Origin of the sequence: Methanofollis sp. W23 (assembly GCF_017875325.1) — an archaeon.
Lineage (GTDB): Archaea > Halobacteriota > Methanomicrobia > Methanomicrobiales > Methanofollaceae > Methanofollis.
On the sequence record NZ_JAGGMN010000001.1, the window covers coordinates 254,557 to 272,051 of the forward strand.

Annotated in this window: 15 protein-coding genes and 1 tRNA gene; 5 read left to right on the forward strand and 11 right to left on the reverse strand. The window is 55.4% G+C overall.

From position 1 onward, the window contains the following. Positions 1–21: 21 nt before the first annotated feature. Positions 22–94: transfer RNA gene (locus J2129_RS01040), tRNA-Gln, on the forward strand. Between the two features lie 134 nt (positions 95–228). Continuing rightward, positions 229–768, forward strand: a complete 540-nt coding sequence (locus J2129_RS13095; protein WP_281069779.1) for a MarC family protein — start codon at positions 229–231, stop codon at positions 766–768. Between the two features lie 267 nt (positions 769–1,035). On the opposite strand, the gene J2129_RS01050 is transcribed toward J2129_RS13095, so the two are convergent. The 4 genes from J2129_RS01050 to J2129_RS01065 all read right to left on the reverse strand — a co-directional run bounded on the left by J2129_RS01050 (position 1,036) and on the right by J2129_RS01065 (position 3,728). Beyond that, positions 1,036–2,247, reverse strand: a complete 1,212-nt coding sequence (locus tag J2129_RS01050) for a C39 family peptidase (protein ID WP_209628794.1) — start codon at positions 2,245–2,247, stop codon at positions 1,036–1,038. Positions 2,248–2,445: 198 nt separating this feature from the next. Next, a complete protein-coding gene (locus J2129_RS01055; protein WP_209628796.1) occupies positions 2,446–2,964 on the reverse strand; it encodes a winged helix-turn-helix domain-containing protein in 519 nt (172 codons plus the stop codon). A gap of 357 nt (positions 2,965–3,321) precedes the next feature. After that, positions 3,322–3,534: a type II toxin-antitoxin system HicB family antitoxin gene (locus J2129_RS01060; RefSeq protein WP_209628798.1), complete on the reverse strand. Its 213-nt coding sequence runs from the start codon at positions 3,532–3,534 to the stop codon at positions 3,322–3,324. A gap of 5 nt (positions 3,535–3,539) precedes the next feature. After that, entirely contained in the window at positions 3,540–3,728 is a 189-nt protein-coding gene (locus J2129_RS01065) for a type II toxin-antitoxin system HicA family toxin (RefSeq protein ID WP_209628801.1), read from the reverse strand. A 627-nt stretch (positions 3,729–4,355) separates the two neighbouring features. Here J2129_RS01065 and tcmP point away from each other — a divergent pair. Next, entirely contained in the window at positions 4,356–5,333 is a 978-nt protein-coding gene (gene tcmP, locus J2129_RS01070; protein WP_209628803.1) for a three-Cys-motif partner protein TcmP, read from the forward strand. On the opposite strand, the gene J2129_RS01075 is transcribed toward tcmP, so the two are convergent. Next, positions 5,330–6,061, reverse strand: a complete 732-nt coding sequence (locus J2129_RS01075; protein ID WP_209628805.1) for a radical SAM protein — start codon at positions 6,059–6,061, stop codon at positions 5,330–5,332. The genes tcmP and J2129_RS01075 overlap by 4 nt on opposite strands. A 156-nt stretch (positions 6,062–6,217) precedes the next feature. Here J2129_RS01075 and J2129_RS01080 point away from each other — a divergent pair, with 156 nt between their 5' ends. Next, entirely contained in the window at positions 6,218–7,417 is a 1,200-nt protein-coding gene (locus tag J2129_RS01080; protein ID WP_209628807.1) for an FkbM family methyltransferase, read from the forward strand. A gap of 5 nt (positions 7,418–7,422) precedes the next feature. Then, positions 7,423–7,869 carry a CBS domain-containing protein gene (locus tag J2129_RS01085; RefSeq protein WP_209628810.1) on the forward strand — a complete coding sequence of 149 codons (447 nt, stop codon included), beginning with the start codon at positions 7,423–7,425 and terminating at the stop codon, positions 7,867–7,869. Here the strand turns inward: J2129_RS01085 and J2129_RS01090 are convergent. The 6 genes from J2129_RS01090 to J2129_RS01125 form a co-directional block, all read right to left on the reverse strand. After that, positions 7,835–9,007, reverse strand: a complete 1,173-nt coding sequence (locus J2129_RS01090) for a cation:proton antiporter (RefSeq protein ID WP_209628812.1) — start codon at positions 9,005–9,007, stop codon at positions 7,835–7,837. The genes J2129_RS01085 and J2129_RS01090 overlap by 35 nt on opposite strands. Before the next feature lie 26 nt (positions 9,008–9,033). Continuing rightward, a complete protein-coding gene (locus J2129_RS01095; protein ID WP_245320535.1) occupies positions 9,034–10,923 on the reverse strand; it encodes a HAMP domain-containing sensor histidine kinase in 1,890 nt (629 codons plus the stop codon). A gap of 156 nt (positions 10,924–11,079) precedes the next feature. After that, positions 11,080–12,222: a radical SAM protein gene (locus J2129_RS01100; RefSeq protein ID WP_209628814.1), complete on the reverse strand. Its 1,143-nt coding sequence runs from the start codon at positions 12,220–12,222 to the stop codon at positions 11,080–11,082. Between the two features lie 111 nt (positions 12,223–12,333). Then, the gene (locus tag J2129_RS12965) at positions 12,334–14,253 is read right to left on the reverse strand and encodes a PKD domain-containing protein (protein ID WP_245320536.1); all 1,920 of its coding nucleotides are present in this window, start codon (positions 14,251–14,253) and stop codon (positions 12,334–12,336) included. 7 nt (positions 14,254–14,260) lie between these two features. After that, on the reverse strand, positions 14,261–14,989 hold the full coding sequence (locus J2129_RS01120; RefSeq protein WP_209628817.1) for a hypothetical protein: 729 nt from the start codon (positions 14,987–14,989) through the stop codon (positions 14,261–14,263). Continuing rightward, positions 14,986–17,418, reverse strand: coding sequence for a S8 family serine peptidase (locus tag J2129_RS01125; RefSeq protein WP_209628819.1), 2,433 nt, complete (start codon positions 17,416–17,418; stop codon positions 14,986–14,988). Before J2129_RS01125 ends, J2129_RS01120 begins: the two co-directional genes overlap by 4 nt. Between the last annotated feature and the right edge of the window lie 77 nt (positions 17,419–17,495).

Here is a 17,495-nt window from a genome sequence, read left to right on the forward strand (position 1 = left end):
GAGCAGTGCGACCGGAAGCAGACCCCCGTAGTGTAGTGGTCAATCATGCAGGACTTTGGATCCGGCGACGGCGGTTCGAATCCGCCCGGGGGTACTGGACTTTTTTTGGTGGGGATCTGAACAGGTGCGTTGTCGTCCGGTTCGGTTGTCGTTGTCCGAAGGATCTTTGAATTTCTGGAGTCTGGCGGCGGCGAAGATTATGAAATCAGGGATTCATAATGGGCCGGTATGAACTCTGGGGTTCATGAGGTGGTCGAGCGGCCTCTGCTACTCGCAAGAATCCATGTTTTTTTCAACACCTCTCTGACCTCCTCCGGGGAGGAGAAGTTGGCCTATCCTGATATCCTCGGAGAATCCTCGGTGGCCCGGAAGGTCTTGGCGACGACCAACTTTGTGAGCCATTTGATCCTCCCCACAAACCTTATCCCTCCAAGACGCAGGGGAGGACATCGGGGACGAGGGACCGCGGAGGACGAAGGCAGCCTCATCATGCCGCTCTCGATACCCCTCATCACCGGCCCGGGTGCGATCACGACGGCCATCACCCTCGCCTACCAGGGCGATCAGATCGATCCCCTCATCGCCACGCTCATCGGCGTCGGGGTGGTGGCCGTCATCATCTTCGTCTCCATGGACTATCTCGGCGGGTTGATCTCGGAGGTGAGCGACCGGACGATGGAGTTGTTGTTGCGCCCGGGTGGTCTTGTTCTTGCCACGCTCGGGGTTCAGATTCTTCCTGGCGGGGTTATGAGGTATTTTGGGCTTTAAACCTGGGGGTGGGAATTTGGGATCTTTAAAATCGCTCTCTGGAATGCGACTGGTGTGTACTGACTGCGCACCACTGTCGCCCGCACCCCCACGACGGAGATGGGTGGGGGCGGCGAAGTTTTGTGTTTCTGCCTGTCACTCTGTTTTGACAAGAAAGGGCAAGGATCCCCTTACACCCTGAACGATCCACTCAGAGCAACTGAGAAGAGAATAAAAAAGGAGTTTTAATTGATGAAAATGACAATAACCGTGCCTATGATCTAAATCTTATGAACCTACATAGACATTATCAAGATACTCTACATTTGCAGTATCCTCCCAGACTTTACTCCCCTCATTTACAGGAAGGGGATCAAAGATGTACTGCCAATTTGCTCTCGGTGTGCTTGTAACAAGGTAGCCTACACATGCACGCATATGTCCAACAGAACCCCGTTTCGCTCCACTTGCGACAGGTCTATCATAATGGTATATTTCCTGCCAGACCTCAGAAAATGTGGGCGATCCATCAACCTCGGATCCCGTTCGGTCCAATCCATCAGGAGCACTACCACTGAAGTAATCAACCATCCTCCCAGGTGGTGTTCCTGATGTTGTGGTGCCCATCTCACCAGCAATATGATCCTGAGTGTGGGTCACTCCAAAATAGTCTGCTATCATCTGGCCTGTTGCAGGCGCGCAGTAGTATGTTTCTTCCTGTCCAAAGAGTGAGAAACCACTCAGTTCCTTGTATGCAGCGCCATCACTAGTGATATAAGCGCAAGAGGAGTTGTATTCATGGTTTTCTGCTATCATTGATTGAATAGCCTCGTGTTGTTCATCCCATTGTGCGACATACTCATCCACAACCTTGTCCGGGATGGTATCATAGAGCGACTCAACGCACACCGCTCCATAACGGCCTTCTGCTTCAGGAGGCAGATCTTCTGGAACAAGAGTGAACGTATGGGCATCAACCACGACTCGCTCATATGAATCGTTTGCTGGACCGGAGAGTTCAGCCATTGCTCCAATACGTGAGGGTGCATAATCTACAGGTTTTATCGACGTGATTGTATGATGTGGATACTTTTCTGCTGCAATTTTTTTTGCAACCTCCTGGGCCTGGTCAAAATCCCATGTATGGGGTTTGAGGTTGACTGAAGGTACTGGTGACCTGAGCACTTTGCTTGCAGAAACCTTGATCTCGCCGATCGGTGTTCTGTCTTGTTCTACCGCGAAGAGGTAGTAAAGTTTCAGGCCATTTGGATCATAGATCGTGATGGGGGTTTCATTGATCGTGGCCTCTTTCCACGCCTCGCTATCAGAGAGCGGCCCCATGGGGACGAAATTGAGGAGAACACCATGTGCGTTTGTTCTGGCCTGATCCATCGATACATAATTCTTTACTACATTCTCGACATCGACTGCGGTTACAGGGGCGGTAAAGCTCCATGCTACCAGCATGATGCTGATACAGACGAAGAGGGCTTTTTTCATGAAACACATCCTCCTGCACACCTGAGAACAGTGAGCAGGCATTGGTGAGCACATCTAGAGTACTCAACAGGGCCTTTCAACCCGGTTTTAGAAAAGGGTATCAAATAGGTTCGATTTTGATCGAACAGTCTCAAAGGAGATATAAGAAATACACCGTTGGCTTCTATATCTTAAAATGAAATATCTTGCGATAATGGTTCAGTCGGTGTTGGGTGTTTTCTCTGTTGAGGATTTTAAAATGGCTATTCTTCGGAAGATAATATATGTGGCAAGAAGGATGCTTGATCCCAGGAGTCCGATGCCCCCCACCAAAAAGGTGAGATCTGATAGATTCCAGAGCGGAAATACATCCCCAGTATAACGCACCGGTTGGTTTAGATAGACTGTAAGAAGAACGATCCCTCCGGAGAATGTGATCGGGATCGAAGTAAGAAGAAGAACGATCCTGGTCTTCTCAGATGGATGCAGAATCATGCGTCCCTTTAACGTCAGTTCGAGGTATATCCACCGGTGCCCTTCATCAATATCAGTAATTAGCCCTGAAGCCATGAGTTTTTCCACATGGTGATGAACTGTCGATTTGGCACACTGCATCTCCTGTGACAGTTCGGTCAATGTCATCCGTTTTTCATCGAGATGTTTCATAATTTGCACCCGCTGCTCAGATGCAAGGACTTCAAGGGTCTCTCTATTGAGCAAGATGTTCTGCGGGAGCATTTATGCTGTATAGGTAATGGCTTCTCATAATGTTTTTGATTTGGCGGAGGGTGGCGATAATTAGGAATGGATCAGACTCAGAAATATCTTCACTACTTACTCCCACCAGAACGGTTGTGTTGAAAAATCAATTTGGGTGTGGATGGTAAAAAATCCCCACATCATTACAGGGCCCGGTGGAGCAGACCCAGGGGAAGTTCCACAAAAATAAGGATGATACTCATATTATCACTATGTTCCAGTCAGTCATTGGTGGTGATGGCTACTCTCTCCTGATCAAAACAACAGCCCTGAAAAAAGAGATCTTTCCTTTCACGTGACCGCCGGGTCTGGTTTGAATGGGTCTTTGCGTGCGAGCTATTGCACGGTCACATAGGATGCAAAGGACTGCGGCTCAGGCACCGGGAGACCGTCTTCGATCAGTCCCCTGACATGCATCTCGATGGCGACCTGCATCTTCTCCTCTGCTTCCTCCCGCGTCTTCCCTGTCGCTACGCAACCGGGGAGGTCGGGAGAATATGCCGAATAGTTCCCTTCCGTCTTTTCGATGACGATGAGGTATCGATACATTTCCATCACCCCTTTAGTCCTGCCTGTTTTAAAATACTATTCAGTGTTCCCGGGGCAAGATTCTCTGAGGGATGACCGGCGATGGTGATCCGCCCCGGCTTTATTGGGTGTTTATACTGGCGGTGGCTCCCTCTGGTAGTGACCAGGTACCACCCGTCTGCCTCTATCAGGGAAATGACCTCTCGTACTCTCATGGGGGTTCATCATATGCGGGGGCAATTCGTGGTGCTGGATTGTGATTCTTCAAACAGAATGATCTGCTATTCTGCATTCCAGATACACTCTGGTTATTTGTAGAATATAATGTCGATTCGATCTTTTTTGCACTTGGAGGCTGAAGTATCCTGTTCCAGAGTATCGATGGCGTGTGAGAGTAGGGACAGCGATCATGCCCCTTCGCCTGATGTCTTCGAGAATTCGTTGCAGTTAGATCTATTACTGGTGTGTGAAGCCGCTGGAAGACCACGTGTCTTGAATAGAAGTCGATTTGGATTTTGAGCAACCTTGATTGTGATGATGATGGGGTTGAGTATGAGAATTGTGATTGTTCTGTCATCTCTGTCTTGAGGAGGGGATCTTGGGTTGGAACTCCACTAATGAGAAGAAGAGCGTTGCATTCATACTCGTCCGGTGAGAACAGAGGTGCTACTTCAATAAAATTGTGGGGTTTCATAGATCGAATGAATTGGAACTTTGAAAAGGGCGTTCATGAAAATCAAATCGAAAATATTATCTTAATTCTATAGATCTATATTATTTGTACATCGATAAGGCTGAATGTATTATAATTGAAGATATTTGCGTTGAAACTGAGGTGAAACATGGAGTTCTATCAAGATGATGAAGGTATATTATATAATCCTGTAAAATGGCATACCTGGAAAAAACATGCATTTATTGAATCTTATTTAAATATCTGGAAAGAAAAAGTGAAACATAACCCTCCTTCCCTAGACATATTTGATCTTTATGCCGGTACTGGTATGTGTTATTGTGAAGATGCTGAAAAACATAATATTCCTGAGTCAACTTGGGACGGTTCATCAGTTTTATCAGCGAAATGTCTAGAAGATTATAAAAATGGGCGATATTTATTTTTAAATACTTATAATCAAATTGAGGAATATTGTGAAAAACAAAAAAACAATTTAAGGGAATTATCAAAAAAAATACGAGGAGAAAATGATAGCAAAACAATAATTACATCATGTCTGATCGAAGAAGCAGTTGAAGAAGCAATAGAATTTGGAGACAGGTGTAATATTTTTCGATATCCTACATTATGGATTCTTGATCCATGTGCAGCGAAGGATCTACCCTGGGGGGTGGTTGAAAGAATCGCTAAACTTCAGAGGCCTTATCCACATAAAACAAAGGGCCAGCAAATAAAAAAACCCGAATTGATTATTAATTTGATGACATCTGATCTTCAAAGGAATGTAGATATTAATCCTCATATTGTTAGTGCTGCTTTCGGTATGAAGGAATATGAATGGCGCCCTGAATTTGATGAATTAATAAAACAAGGGAAGAATTATCGTCAGGCAATTGTAGAAATATATGCTCAAAGGCTTTCACAATATTATCAGAAACCTCCGATTATTGTAGAGATAAATACCAAAAATGAATCCGCCATTGTATTTTGTTTGTTTTTATGTTTAGATAATGATGCTGCATACTATTTATCTCGGTTAGATGGAATGAAGGAATACAATGCGAGATTATTTCAATGGAAACAAGATGCAAGACGAATGGTAGCAGAAGAGAGGTTACCTCCTGGGCAGACCAAATTATTTTAGTATTTCATTAAATCATTTTTTATATAGTAATCATTTCCATATTCTTCCATTTTATGAATTATATTTTCACGAAACGCTTTCCAATCTATATTTTGTTGCTGTGGATGATAATTTAATTTACCAACTTTAAACAAATCAACATATTCATGAGTAGTGTCTATTAATTTTAAACTCTGCTTTGGATCCCATACTGGCTCTAATGAGACATAAGTAAATATTCCCATTTCATGAGCTTCCTTCAGCATCATGATCCTCTCATCTGTTGGTGCAGCATAAGGTTCAATGGTCTCTCTCATTTTTTCATCAGTAAAAACAAGTGTGGCACCATACATTGTATTTTCAGGTTGAGATGCGAGAAGATCGAAGTCTCTCTGAGATCTAAGCCCACCCTTTGTTAGTATTGAAACCTTGAGATTGTGGTTTAACAGAATTTGTATCGCTTTTCGGGTAAGTTGATACCTCTCATCAAGATGCATATAGGGATCTGTTGTAAAAGAAAGAAGGACATATCTTTTTTCGTGTTTATTTTCTAATTCAATTGCATCATTTAGAAATTTATTGATTACACCTTCCCTTACTGTTGGTTTAATATACGCTTCTTTTTTTTGTCGGGTTACGCGAGGAGCATAACAATAAACACACCCATGATCACACCCGCGATAGAGGTTTGCTGCTAACTCTGAATATTCGCGTGCTCTTCCTTTACTTTCATAAATAATAGTTGTCATTCATCCTAACCTATCAGACACTACTCATCCTAACCTGTCAGCCGAATTGTTTGTGTATATATTTTATTGATCTTATGCTCGGCTCTACATATAAAATTAAAAGCTCCGTGCGGTGTGAAAGTGTATTCGTATGAGAATTAATAACCACGGCGTTGCTTGATCTCACGAAGATTCTCTTCTTCAATCCCGCAGTCACCAACTGCAAGGAATACTATCCATCCCCACCCCGCCACAATCTATATCCTCTCCCACGTCTCTCTCCGGCGCGGGGGGATCGAGATCCCGACACACACCATTCAGCAGAGCCGCACCGAGGCACTGGTACGCCGGACCCTCGACGAGGTCTGGGAGCGGAAGCGGGCAGAGAACGGGAAGGACGACCGCCTGGCCCTGGCGGCGGTCGAAAAGATCAACGCCCTCTTTCTCTGGGCCGGGACGCCGCTCGAACTCGGGTTCAGGGAGCGTCACCCTGAAGTCTTCAAGGAGTCGGTCGGGGTGCTTGCCGGGGCGGTCGGCGACCCGGCGAAATACGATCGAGTCAGGGCGCTCCTCTCTGACGAGCGCTCGAAAGAGATCTTCGACTGGCTCGTCGGCTACCGCGTCGCCTACGCCCTCATTGGTAACGGGGCGCTCGACCTCTGCCCGCCGCCGATCGCGCGCGACGAGTTCTGGCGGCTGCAGCGGGAGACCGAACGCTACCGCTCAGGACGGTATTACCACTACGAGGGGAGCATCGTCCACTCCGACGCCTACGTCTTCAACACCATCTGGCTCCAGGAGCAGTACCGGGTCGAAGGGGTCTGCGAACCGCAGCCAGGCGACGTCGTCGTCGACGCCGGGGCATGCTGGGGGGAGACCGCGGTCTGGTTCTCCAGGTTCATCGGCTCCACGGGCCAGGTCCATGCCTTCGAACCGGCAGAAGCGAACAGGCAGGTGATCGAGCGGGTGGTCGAGAAGAACGATCTCTCCTCTTCGGTTGTCACCGTCCCCCTTGGACTCTGGGATAAGGAGATGACCCTCACCTTCTCAGGGAGCGGGAGGATGTTCCGGCAGAGTGCCGGGGGCGGGGCCGAGGTGCCGGTGACCACCCTCGACCGTTATGTCGAAGAGACCGAACTTGCCCGCGTCGACTTCATCAAGATGGACATCGAGGGCGCCGAACTCCCCGCCCTCGCCGGGGCCGAGAAGAGCATCAGACAGTTCCGGCCAGACCTCGCCATCTCGGTCTACCACCGGGCAGACGACCTCACCGGGGTTCCGATGTACCTCGCCTCCCTGGTGCCTGAGTACAGGATGTACCTCCGCCACTACACCCCCGGCCCTGACGAGAGCGTTCTCTATGCGACGGTGCGGTGATGGGCATGCACCCCGCCGAGGTCCCGGTCACCACGGTGATGGACGAGGAGATCCTCTCCGTCCTCCCTGACACCCCCCTCCCTGAGGTCTTCGAGACCTTTTCCAGGCTCGGGTGCACCGACCTCGTCGTTGCAGGACCTGAGGGCCACTTCCTCGGGTTCATCACCGCCCTCGACCTCCTTGCCTCGGTCGGCCCGGTGGTGGGCGTGCGGAGCAGGGGGCGTGAACGCTGTATCGAGTGTCTTCTCAGACGGGAGACGGCGGTGGCCGCCGATATCATGACCCGCCGCCACATCTCGGTCCCGGCGACGGCCACCCTTCGCCACGCGATCGAGGCGATGGAACGCTACCGCTACCCGGCCCTCGTCGTCGTCGACGAGCGCGGCGTCGCCGTCGGCCGCCTTGAGGCCTGCATGGTCATCTCGCACCTGCGGGTGGCCGGTCATCTCTGAACGGCACCCGGCTGTACCCCCAGGCCATCAGGACGGGGGTGAGGAGGACCGAGACGACCACCATCACCGTGAACCCCGAGAAGAGGCTATGGTCGATGACCCCGGCGGCGAGGGCGATCTGAGAGACGACCAGGGCGATCTCGCCCCGCGGGAAGAGCCCGAACCCGACGACCAGTGCCTCGGCACGGGTTGCCATGAAGGGTGCGGCGCCGAGGAACCCCCCCAGCACCTTGCCGACAAAGGCGAGGAGGATGAGCGGGAGGACAAAGGGGGAGAGGAGCGTCTCGGGAGTCACCACTACTAACAGCCCGATGGACGCAAAGAAGATGGTGACAAAGAATCCGAAGGCGAAATCGGCGATCCCGTCGAAGAGCGACCGATCGCTCCTGATCTCCTCGCCCAGGATCATCCCGGCCATGAACGCCCCGATAGAATAGTGGAGCCCGGCAAAATCGGCGAGCCAGGCCATCAGCAGGGCAATGACGATCGCCGCCGTATAGGCCAGTTCATGGGTGCGGGCGCCCCGTGTCCTGGCAAGCACCACCGGGAGCACCCGCCGCCCGACCACGACACTTCCCGCGATGAAGACACTCCCTCCGATGAGGGTGTACAGCAACGACCCCTCGCTCCCTGAGGCGACGGCGATGAGGGCGGCGAGAAGGACGACCCCGAGCACATCGTCGATGACCGCCGCCCCCACGATCGTCGCCCCTGAGGGGGTTTCCAGGCTACGGAGGTCGATAAGACTCCTGACCGAGATCCCGATCGAACTGATGGAGAGGGCAGTCCCGATGAAGAAGGTCTCAAGAAAAGAAAAGTCCATCAAGACCCCCAGGCCCCACCCGAGAGCGAACGGAAGGACGACACCGGTGAAGGCCGTCGAGACCGCCGCCTTCTCAGAGGCGGCAAACGACTTCAGGCTCAGCCTCACCCCGCTGACAAAGAGGAGAGCGATGATCCCGATCTCAGAGAGGAAGGCAAGCGGTTCCTCGAAGGTCACGAGCCCGAGCACCGAGGGGCCGAGAATGATCCCGGCTGCGATCTCCCCGACCTGCGCCGGATATCCCATCCGCTCAAGGAGTTCGCCTCCAGCCTTTGCGGCGACGAGGATGAGGATGACCTGGGCCAGCGGGTCCATCTGGTAGGGGATCGCCCTCCCCTCCCTTATGCCTGCCGCCCCTCTTCCCTATCCTGGACCTTCTGCAGGGTGAAGCGCACCGCCGCCCCCTTCTCAGGGGCACCCTTCACCCGGTCGTCGGCCCAGACCGTTCCGCCGTAGCGCTCCACCAGCGACCTGACGATATAGAGCCCGAGCCCCTTTCCACTCTGCATGTGCTCTCCCTTCTTGAACCTGTTGAAGACCGACTCCTTCATGGGGTCAGGGATGCCAGGGCCGGTGTCCTCCACCGAGACCAGCACCTCGTCTTCCCTGTCCTCGACCCTGATGCAGACCGTGCCGTCCTCTTCCATGAACTTGAGGGCGTTCCCGATGAGGTTGGAGAAGACCTCAGGGAGGAGGGCGTCGGCCCGGACCAGCACCTTCTTGCGCCTCTCATATCTCACCTGCTCCTCATGGTGATGGCCCACCTCTTCCCTGATCACGCTGTCCAGGTCCACGGTCCTGAGCGGGATATCCTCCTGGTGGATCCTCCGGATCGTCGCGACATTCTGGATGATCCCTGAACTCCTGAGAATGCTCTGCCTGATCCGCTCCACGTCTTCTCTCTCTGTCTGGGGAAGTTTCAGGAGCAGGAGCTGGGTATATCCCATTGATACGGCGTTGGCATTGTTGATGTCGTGGGACATGATGTCCAGGTAGAGGTTCGCCTCTTCGTTTGCCACTTTGAGTTCGGCCGTCCTCTGGTCGACGATCGTTTCCAGGTTCTCGGAATAGTGTCTCAGTGCCTCCTCAGATTCATGGGTGCGTCTGATATTCTCTTTAAGCACCAGGACCATCGCGTTGATCGCGTTCTCCAGTCTGGAAAATTCGATCCCCTTGGTCTGCCGGATCGTGTGGTCGAGGTCGCCGTGTGCGATCTGGTCGATGTCCTCGACCACCTCAGAGATCGGGCCGGAGATGTAACGACTCCCGCCATAGGCAAGGACGATGCTGAGGAGGACGGCAAGGAGGGAGATCGTCAGTTGCGAGATGAAGAGGGTGTTGAGTTTCTGCTGGAGAGGGGCGGTCGTATAGGTGAGTTCGATCACCACGCTCATGTCAGAGGCATAGTCGGGGTCCTGGAGATCGAGGAAGAGGTAATGGACCTCGGTCAGGTGGGCGGAGTCCTGGTATGTCGCCCCGGCCCGCTCTGCAAGCGCACGTTCCACCCGCGCCTGCTGGAGCGGGGGCATCACATAACTCTTGTTCCCGACGACATTGCCCATGGTGTCAAAGAACCTGACCGTCGTCAGGTCGGGGTTGAGTTCCTTGAGGTTCTCGCCGGTTTCGACATAGGAGAGGTCAAGACTGCGGTCTTTGAGCATGTCGGTGACCAACCCAAGTTCGAAGAGGTAGCGGTGGTCGGGGGTGGGCATGTAGGCAAATTTCCGCACTTTCCTGGTGGACTGTTCACGTACCACCCGGTCGGCCGAGAAGGTGCCTGCCTCGCGAAGATCGGTGATGTACTCGTAGAAGTATGGGACCTCCTTGAAGTCCAGGCCGACCTCTTTTTCATAGGTGGAGTATTCGATGACCCCGTCGGCATTGACAATGTAGAGGTCCATCTCTCCGCCGAGATCTTCTTTCAGTTTCCAGAGGTTCATTTGTGAGGGGTCGCGGCCAGAACGCTCGTACTCTTCCAGGAAACCCTTGAAGCCGTTCCGCATCTTTTCGTTGAGGCTGTCGTCGTATTTTTTCAGGCCGGCGTCGACGAGAGTCATCCACTGGAGAATACTCTTCTCAGTCTCTTCCTGGAGAAGGAGGTTCTTCTCGACGAGTTCGTCTCTTGCCTCGATATAGGAGACAGAGGAGAGGATCGCGATGACGGTGACGATGAAGAGGATGAAGAACGCCATCAGGTACTGGTTGAATGGACGTTCTTTGCGACACTTCAAGGAAGGGAACTCTCTCCTCATCTGGACATCAGGCTCTCCTGCAGGTCGTCTGGTCGGCACCCCTGCACTTCTAGAAGAGGGTACTCAATCTGATGATAAATCACTTTTTAAATGGAATAGGGATCTATAGTCCCTCTATTTTTTGAAAAAAGGGGTCTATGGCTTGTTCGCCATCTTGCTGGAACTCTGAGAAAATGTGCCTGATCTCGGGCGCATCGCCAGGTCGAGGTTTTCTGCCGAGAAGCACGGGGCCTTGCAGATGAGCTGCGTCCCGCAGGTCGCGACCAGTTCCCTGAAGCGGCGCGCGCGTTCCCCGGTCCAGATCTCCATGAACCGTTCAGAGGCGACATTCCCGAAGGAGACGTGCGGCATCGAGGAGCAGGGGAGCACTTCCCCGTACGGTGAGACATATGCCGTCGCAAACCCGGCCCCGCAGTTTGCACCCTCGTCAAATCTGAGTTTATGATCGTTGGCCTCTCTGGGCGTGAGCGGGAAGTCGTCGGAGGAGAGCTGGACTTCGATGCCAAAAAGCGCCCCAAGATCCTGGAGGCGCTGTGCACTCTCCAGGTCGGCGGTATAGCCGAGGAGATCGGCGTTCTCAGGGTCGGCGGCACGGCCCACCTCTTTGATCGCCGACGCCTTCACTTCATGCACGCCGGCGGAGGCCAGGTCGGCGAAAAGGTCTTCGAGATGGTCCTCGCTCCGGCCAGAGAGGGTAAGCCTGACCACCGTATGGTTCCCGGTCTTGATCAGGTTGTTCACGGCGCGTAATGCCTTCTGGTACGTTCCTTTCCCCCTGACATTGTCGTTGATCTCCTCCGCTCCCTCAAAACTGACCCGCACGTCGAGGACGCCGAGTCGTGCCAGTCTGGCCGCCACCTTCTCTGAGACGAGCAGCCCGTTGGTCGAGATCATCACGTTCATGCCGCAATTGCGGATCTGAGCGATGAGCGGGAAGATCTCCTGGTACACAAAAGGCTCTCCCCCGGTCACTGCGACGTCAAGGATTCCCGCCCGTGCACATTCTGAAAGAAGCGTACAGGCCTGGTTGAGAGTGAGTTCTCCAGAGGCGTCTGCTGTCGGCGACGACCTTGTAATGCAATGCCGGCATGAGAGGTTGCACCGGTACGTCGGGTCATAATACAGGCGGAGCGGGGCGAGCGGGTGACTTTCCGGCGGCACCCAGACCTCGTCCCTCTCCATGTCGTGGGGCGGGTAGGTGTGGATGGCCCCGGACGTCCGGTCATAGTAGATCTCAGATTTCCCCACCGTTCTTTTGATCCATCGTTTCTGAACCATTTTGTAGTCTCCTCTTTTTTTTCATGGTCGATGGCCCAGGCTCCTGGGCGTTCGCCCCCCCCCCTTTTTTTCCGGCACCCTCTTTGTGCTCTGGAAAAAATGGTGGTATTTTTAGACCATCATGGCAAGTGTCGCCACATCGTCGTAGTCGAGTTCGCCATTGTTGTTGAAGTCGAAGATTGCAACCAGGTTGTTCTCCTCGATCCACTGCATGTCGGTAAAGAACACGACGACATCGTCATAGTCGATGATACCATTCCCATTGACGTCTTCGTACTTCCCGTCCCCATTCGGGTCGGTGGATGCGTTTTCATACCCTGGGAACGGCGGCGGCGGGGTGATGGTGATGCTGGCCGGTGTGGTCGGCGGGTCAAGTACCGCGCCGCCGTCCGCGTCCATCACCCGCACCTCGACCTGGAGTTCGGCAGTCCCTGCTCTCACCCCTTCGAGGGTCACAGTCCCGAGTACCACTTCAGTGGCGTTTGCACGGACGGCGTCATCGAGATCGACGGCTTCCATCCATGCGGTGGAGTTCGGGAACAACGAAGTCTCGTTGAATCCTGCCCAGTCAGGGAAGGTGATCGCGGTGATGTTTGCGGCGGCCGGGTCGCTGACGCTCAGGTTCAGTGAGTATCCGGCAAGCCCTTCCTCTGCCGAGGCGAGGACGATGTCAAGATCGGTTGTGTTTCCGACCCGGACAGAGGTAGTGGACGGCCTGAACGAGATTCCGACAGGCATTACCTCGCTGACGTTGATGTAGCCCTCTTTGACCATGGTGTCGGTCTCGTTCATCTCGTCAGAGACGGTGAGACTGACCGTGTAGATGCCGCCCTCATCGTAGGTATGGACCGGGCTCTGCTCGGTCGAGTTGGTGCCGTCGCCAAAGTCCCATGCCCACGCGGTCACGTTCCCGGTCGAGAGGTCGGTGAAGGTGACATTGAGCGGCGCCTCGCCCTCAGTGGTGTCGGCCTCGAACTCGGCCGCAGGTCCGACCGGCGGCGGTGCGACGCCTGAGACATTGATGTAGTCTTCCTTGACCATGGTGTCGGTCTCGTTTGTCTCGTCCGAGATCGTGAGACTGACCGTGTAGACCCCGTCATCCCCGTAGGTGTGGACCGGGTTCTGCTCGGTTGAGTTGGTGCCGTCGCCAAAGTCCCATGCCCATGTGGTCACGTTCCCGGTTGAAAGGTCGGTGAAGGTGACATTGAGCGGCGCCTCGCCCTCAGTGGTGTCGGCCTCGAACTCGGCCGCAGGCCCGACCGGCGGCGCCGGGCCGCCGCTGACCATGATGTAGTCTTCCCTGACCATGGTGTCGGTCTCGTTTGTCTCGTCAGAGACAGTGAGACTGACGGTGTAGATGCCGCCCTCCTCATAGGTATGGACCGGGTCCTGCTCGGTCGAGTTGGTGCCGTCGCCAAAGTCCCATGCCCACGTCGTCACGTTCCCGGTTGAAAGGTCGGTGAAGGTGACATTGAGCGGGACGACGCCGGCGGTCATGTCGGCCTCGAACTCGGCCGCAAGTCCGGCAGGCGTCGGGGATTTACCGGTCACATTCAGTTCGCCAGGGACGACTGTCGCATTGTAGAGTGTGCCATTGACGCCTTCGATCGTTTCAGGCGTAACGGTGATCGCACTCATCCCTTCGGCGTCTCCGCGCACGGTGGCGGTGCAGAGCGTGATGTTCGATTCACCTGCAAGCCCCTCGGGGTCGAGTGCCTGGGCCCAGACAGAGTCTGCAGGCAATGAACCGTTCTCTGGAGAGAACGCCCAGTCCGAAAAGTTCAGGTCGACGATCTCGCCGATCGCTGGGTCTTCAATGGTGATGGTGAGGTTAAAACCGGCCAGTCCCTGCGGGGCCGTCTCCAGGATCACTGCAATATCTGTCGTCTCGTTGAGCATCACCTCGGCCGACTCGGGCATGAGCATGATCGAGACGTTCTCATTCCCCTGGTCCTGCGCCAGGGCTCCCTGTGTCCCGAAGGCACAGAGGATCATGATGCCGAGAAGCGGCATAATACGCTTCACGTTCATCTTTTCTTCACTCCTTCTTCTCCCTCAATATGGATCCGAAAATCAGGGCCGCAATGGTAAGGACGGCCAGGAAAGGCGCACTTCCCTGTGCCGGGGCTGTCTCTTCAGGGGCCGCGGGCACGGGAGACGACACTGCAGGCGTTGTTTCGGCCGGGGTGCTCTCTTCAGGTAGCGTCGGCGCCGGCGAGGTCGCCACCGCGCCAGGACCGCTGCTGCTACTGCCGCTTGCACTCCCCGAGTGCCCGGAGTTTCCTGCCTGCGTTCCCGGCGTAGACCCGACCACAAGGCCGGTTTTCACCTCGGAGATCTCGTAACTGGTCCCGGTATCGTCCTGGACTCTGACTGCGGCAATCACCAGGTCGGTCGGTCCCCTCTTGACCCCCTTGAGCGTGATCCTGCCAAGGTCGACATTGGTGCGGTTCCCCTCTGCCGTGCCCCCCACGTCGACCGCCTCGATCCAGGTCTCTCCAGCAGGGACCTCCCCACCGCGGTGGAGTGAGGCCCATGCAGGGTACGAGACCGCCGAGATCTCGGCGCACTCGGGGTTGGAGAGCGTGACCGTGAGGTTGTAGCCTGAAAGTCCGTTCTCGACCCCTTCCAGGGTGATGGGAACCTCGGCACTCCCTCCTACCGGTATCTCTCCAATTTCTCCTACTTTGAGTACGGGAGCGGCCTGGCAGGCCGCAACAAGGCTGGCAAGCGCGATCAGCCAGATGACATATCCTGGACCCTTCATTGTTGCACCATTCTGTAGAGTGTGTTCACGTCACTGAACCCGACCCGGCCGTCTCTGTCGAAGTCGAAGGCTTCGATGGGCTGACGGTCCCTGATGAACTGCAGGTTCCCGGCATAGACCTCGACGTCCTCGGTCGTGAGAACGCCGTCCCCGTTGAGGTCTTCGTAGAGCCCGTCGCCGTCCTGGTCGGTGGGCGGAGGATAGGTACCGCCGTCAGGCCGCGGGAAGGGCCTGACATGGGCGGACATCACCGTGAGGCGTGCCGGAGTGGTCTCCAGCACATACCTCTCTCCGCCGGGCCCGGTCACCACCGGGTCCGGACCAACCGTGAAGGCGGTGGTCCCGGCCTCCTCGCCCTGCACTGTCAGGGTGCAGAGGGCGACGCCGCCGGTCTGGGCGCGCGGTGGATTGCCGGTCGCGTTGATCCTGACGCGGTCGTCGGGCAGAGGAGTGTGTGTCTTGTCCTGTATCCATGCAGGAAACGAGACGCCGGTGACCTCCCCGACCGCCGGGTCTGAGATGGTCAGGGTGATGGCGTACTCCAGGAGCGCAGCGGGTACCTGGTCCATCGTCAGGTCGATCTCGGTCTCTTCCCCTGCACCGATCTCTGCAGTGGCAGGGACAAAAGAGAGCGAGACGTTGGTCGACGGTGTGGAGAGGGCGTTGAGCATCGCGGGTGCATCCACCCTCCCATGGCCATAGACCGGGTCCCATCCAGGGTCTCCCAGGTCGACGGCCGATTCATAAAGTGCCTCGCGCACCTCGGCAGGAGTCCTGTCCCTGTGGATGCCCCATACGGTGGCGACGGCTCCTGCAACTGCAGGGGCCGAGGCGCTTGTCCCATAGAACGCTTTTCCAAACCCGCCCGCGCCGCTGACACGCGCCATCCCGACGCCGCAGACATCGGGCTTTGAGCGTACCTCGCGTCTGGGCCTGGTCACTGTTGCCGGTCCCTCAGACGAGAAGAACTCGATCTCGGTCGGGTCGTCGGCCCTGACCGCCCCAGCGGCGACCACCCCTGGCACTGCCGGGTGCCCGAAGACGGAGTCCCCAGGTGTGGCGGCAGGGTCGTCGAAGAACCCGCCGCCCAGGACGAACATTTCAAGAGTACGCGGTTCGCCTTCATGGAGGGCGACCGATAGATAGACCTCACCCGGCGCTTCGCCGAAGTACTCGACCATGATCTCCTCCATCGGGACATCGTCGCCGTCCTGGACTCTCGAACTGTTCGCGATCTCGACAAAACGGTTTCCTTCTCTGGTGACCAGGAAGAGGTCGTAGTCGCTTGACGCATGCCCCCAGGGTTCGTCCCACTGGAGCACGACCTGGAGCAGGGTGGTCTGCATCCCGTCGATGGGCGGATCGACCACGGCCCTGATAAGGGTGCTCTCTTCGCTGAAAAGGTGATAGCCGTGGCCATCATCCCTGAAATCCCCTTCATAGTGCCCCAGCGCATCATTGCCTGCCGCCGAGACATAGACGAGGTCCTCATTCTCGACGGCCTCGTGGACGTACGAGGCGACATAACCGTCTTCGAAGTATGGTTCGTCGAACCACCCGATATCGTCGCAGACCACATCGCACCCGGCCTCGGCCAGTGCCGCGACCGCCGAGACAAAGGTGATCTTGTTGGGCAGACCGCTGTGGAAATAGAGGCTTGCTCCTGGTGCGGTGTCATGAACGACCTCGAGCATGGCCGTACCTTCGTCGATACCGTCGATGTCGTACAGGACACGGACCGAGGGCGGGAGGTCGCCAGAGGCCGCGGCCTCCTGCCACTGGTCGGCACTGTCCGAGATGATCCCGACCTTCATCCCCTCGCCGCCGTATCCGGTCTCGGCACGCACCTCCGCGGTCCCAAGGACGGCATCGCTCTCACCTGAGATCGGTCCCGTATAGACCACCGGAGGAGTCACGCTCTCGATCCGTCTGACGTCTTCAAGGGACGCAAGATCCTTGAGCCGGTCGACCCTCACCCATGCCGCCGCGACATGGCGGTCCTCGTCCCGGTCGGTGACCTCCCTGACATAGGGGTCGACGACCTCGGTCGACACCCCGTCTTTGAGCCAGATATAGAGATAGACCTGGAGCACCCCGTCGTCGGCGCGGGTGGTTGAAGACTGCGGGAGTACAGGGACGAACTCTGTCGTGGGCCTGGCGGGCGGTGCGGCACGCGTGGTCATGGCTGACCCGTATCCCGCCCGCGCATGCTGCACGAGTTCGGTCGGGAGTTTTTCCTCTGCAGAGGAGAGTCCGGACTTGAATGTCCCGCTCTCGTTTTTCATTAAGAGATGGAGACTCCTGTCTCCGTCTGGAGCCCTCGCAGTCTCCTCTACAGTCCCTTCCTGAAGGCCTGTGCCCTGGGCCTGGACCGGGCAGCAGAAGAGTAGCATCGCGACAACGAATGCCCCCACTCGTGCATACCTCACGGTCACAGGCCACCCCCTTCCTTCATGGCCTCTCCGTGGACTGGAAGGTGACCTACTGCTGGTCTGCTGATGGGGAT

Excerpts from the sequence above, each read along its gene's own strand:
- J2129_RS01075 (WP_209628805.1), bottom strand. The coding sequence starts at position 6,061 with ATGACAACTATTATTTATGAAAGTAAAGGAAGAGCACGCGAATATTCA.
- J2129_RS01100 (WP_209628814.1), bottom strand. The coding sequence starts at position 12,222 with ATGGTTCAGAAACGATGGATCAAAAGAACGGTGGGGAAATCTGAGATC.
- J2129_RS12965 (WP_245320536.1), bottom strand. The coding sequence starts at position 14,253 with ATGAACGTGAAGCGTATTATGCCGCTTCTCGGCATCATGATCCTCTGT.
- J2129_RS01120 (WP_209628817.1), bottom strand. The coding sequence starts at position 14,989 with ATGAAGGGTCCAGGATATGTCATCTGGCTGATCGCGCTTGCCAGCCTT.
- J2129_RS01090 (WP_209628812.1), bottom strand. The coding sequence starts at position 9,007 with ATGGACCCGCTGGCCCAGGTCATCCTCATCCTCGTCGCCGCAAAGGCT.
- J2129_RS01050 (WP_209628794.1), bottom strand. The coding sequence starts at position 2,247 with ATGAAAAAAGCCCTCTTCGTCTGTATCAGCATCATGCTGGTAGCATGG.
- tcmP (WP_209628803.1), top strand. The coding sequence starts at position 4,356 with ATGGAGTTCTATCAAGATGATGAAGGTATATTATATAATCCTGTAAAA.
- J2129_RS13095 (WP_281069779.1), top strand. The coding sequence starts at position 229 with ATGAACTCTGGGGTTCATGAGGTGGTCGAGCGGCCTCTGCTACTCGCA.
- J2129_RS01060 (WP_209628798.1), bottom strand. The coding sequence starts at position 3,534 with ATGTATCGATACCTCATCGTCATCGAAAAGACGGAAGGGAACTATTCG.
- J2129_RS01065 (WP_209628801.1), bottom strand. The coding sequence starts at position 3,728 with ATGAGAGTACGAGAGGTCATTTCCCTGATAGAGGCAGACGGGTGGTAC.
- J2129_RS01085 (WP_209628810.1), top strand. The coding sequence starts at position 7,423 with ATGCACCCCGCCGAGGTCCCGGTCACCACGGTGATGGACGAGGAGATC.
- J2129_RS01055 (WP_209628796.1), bottom strand. The coding sequence starts at position 2,964 with ATGCTCCCGCAGAACATCTTGCTCAATAGAGAGACCCTTGAAGTCCTT.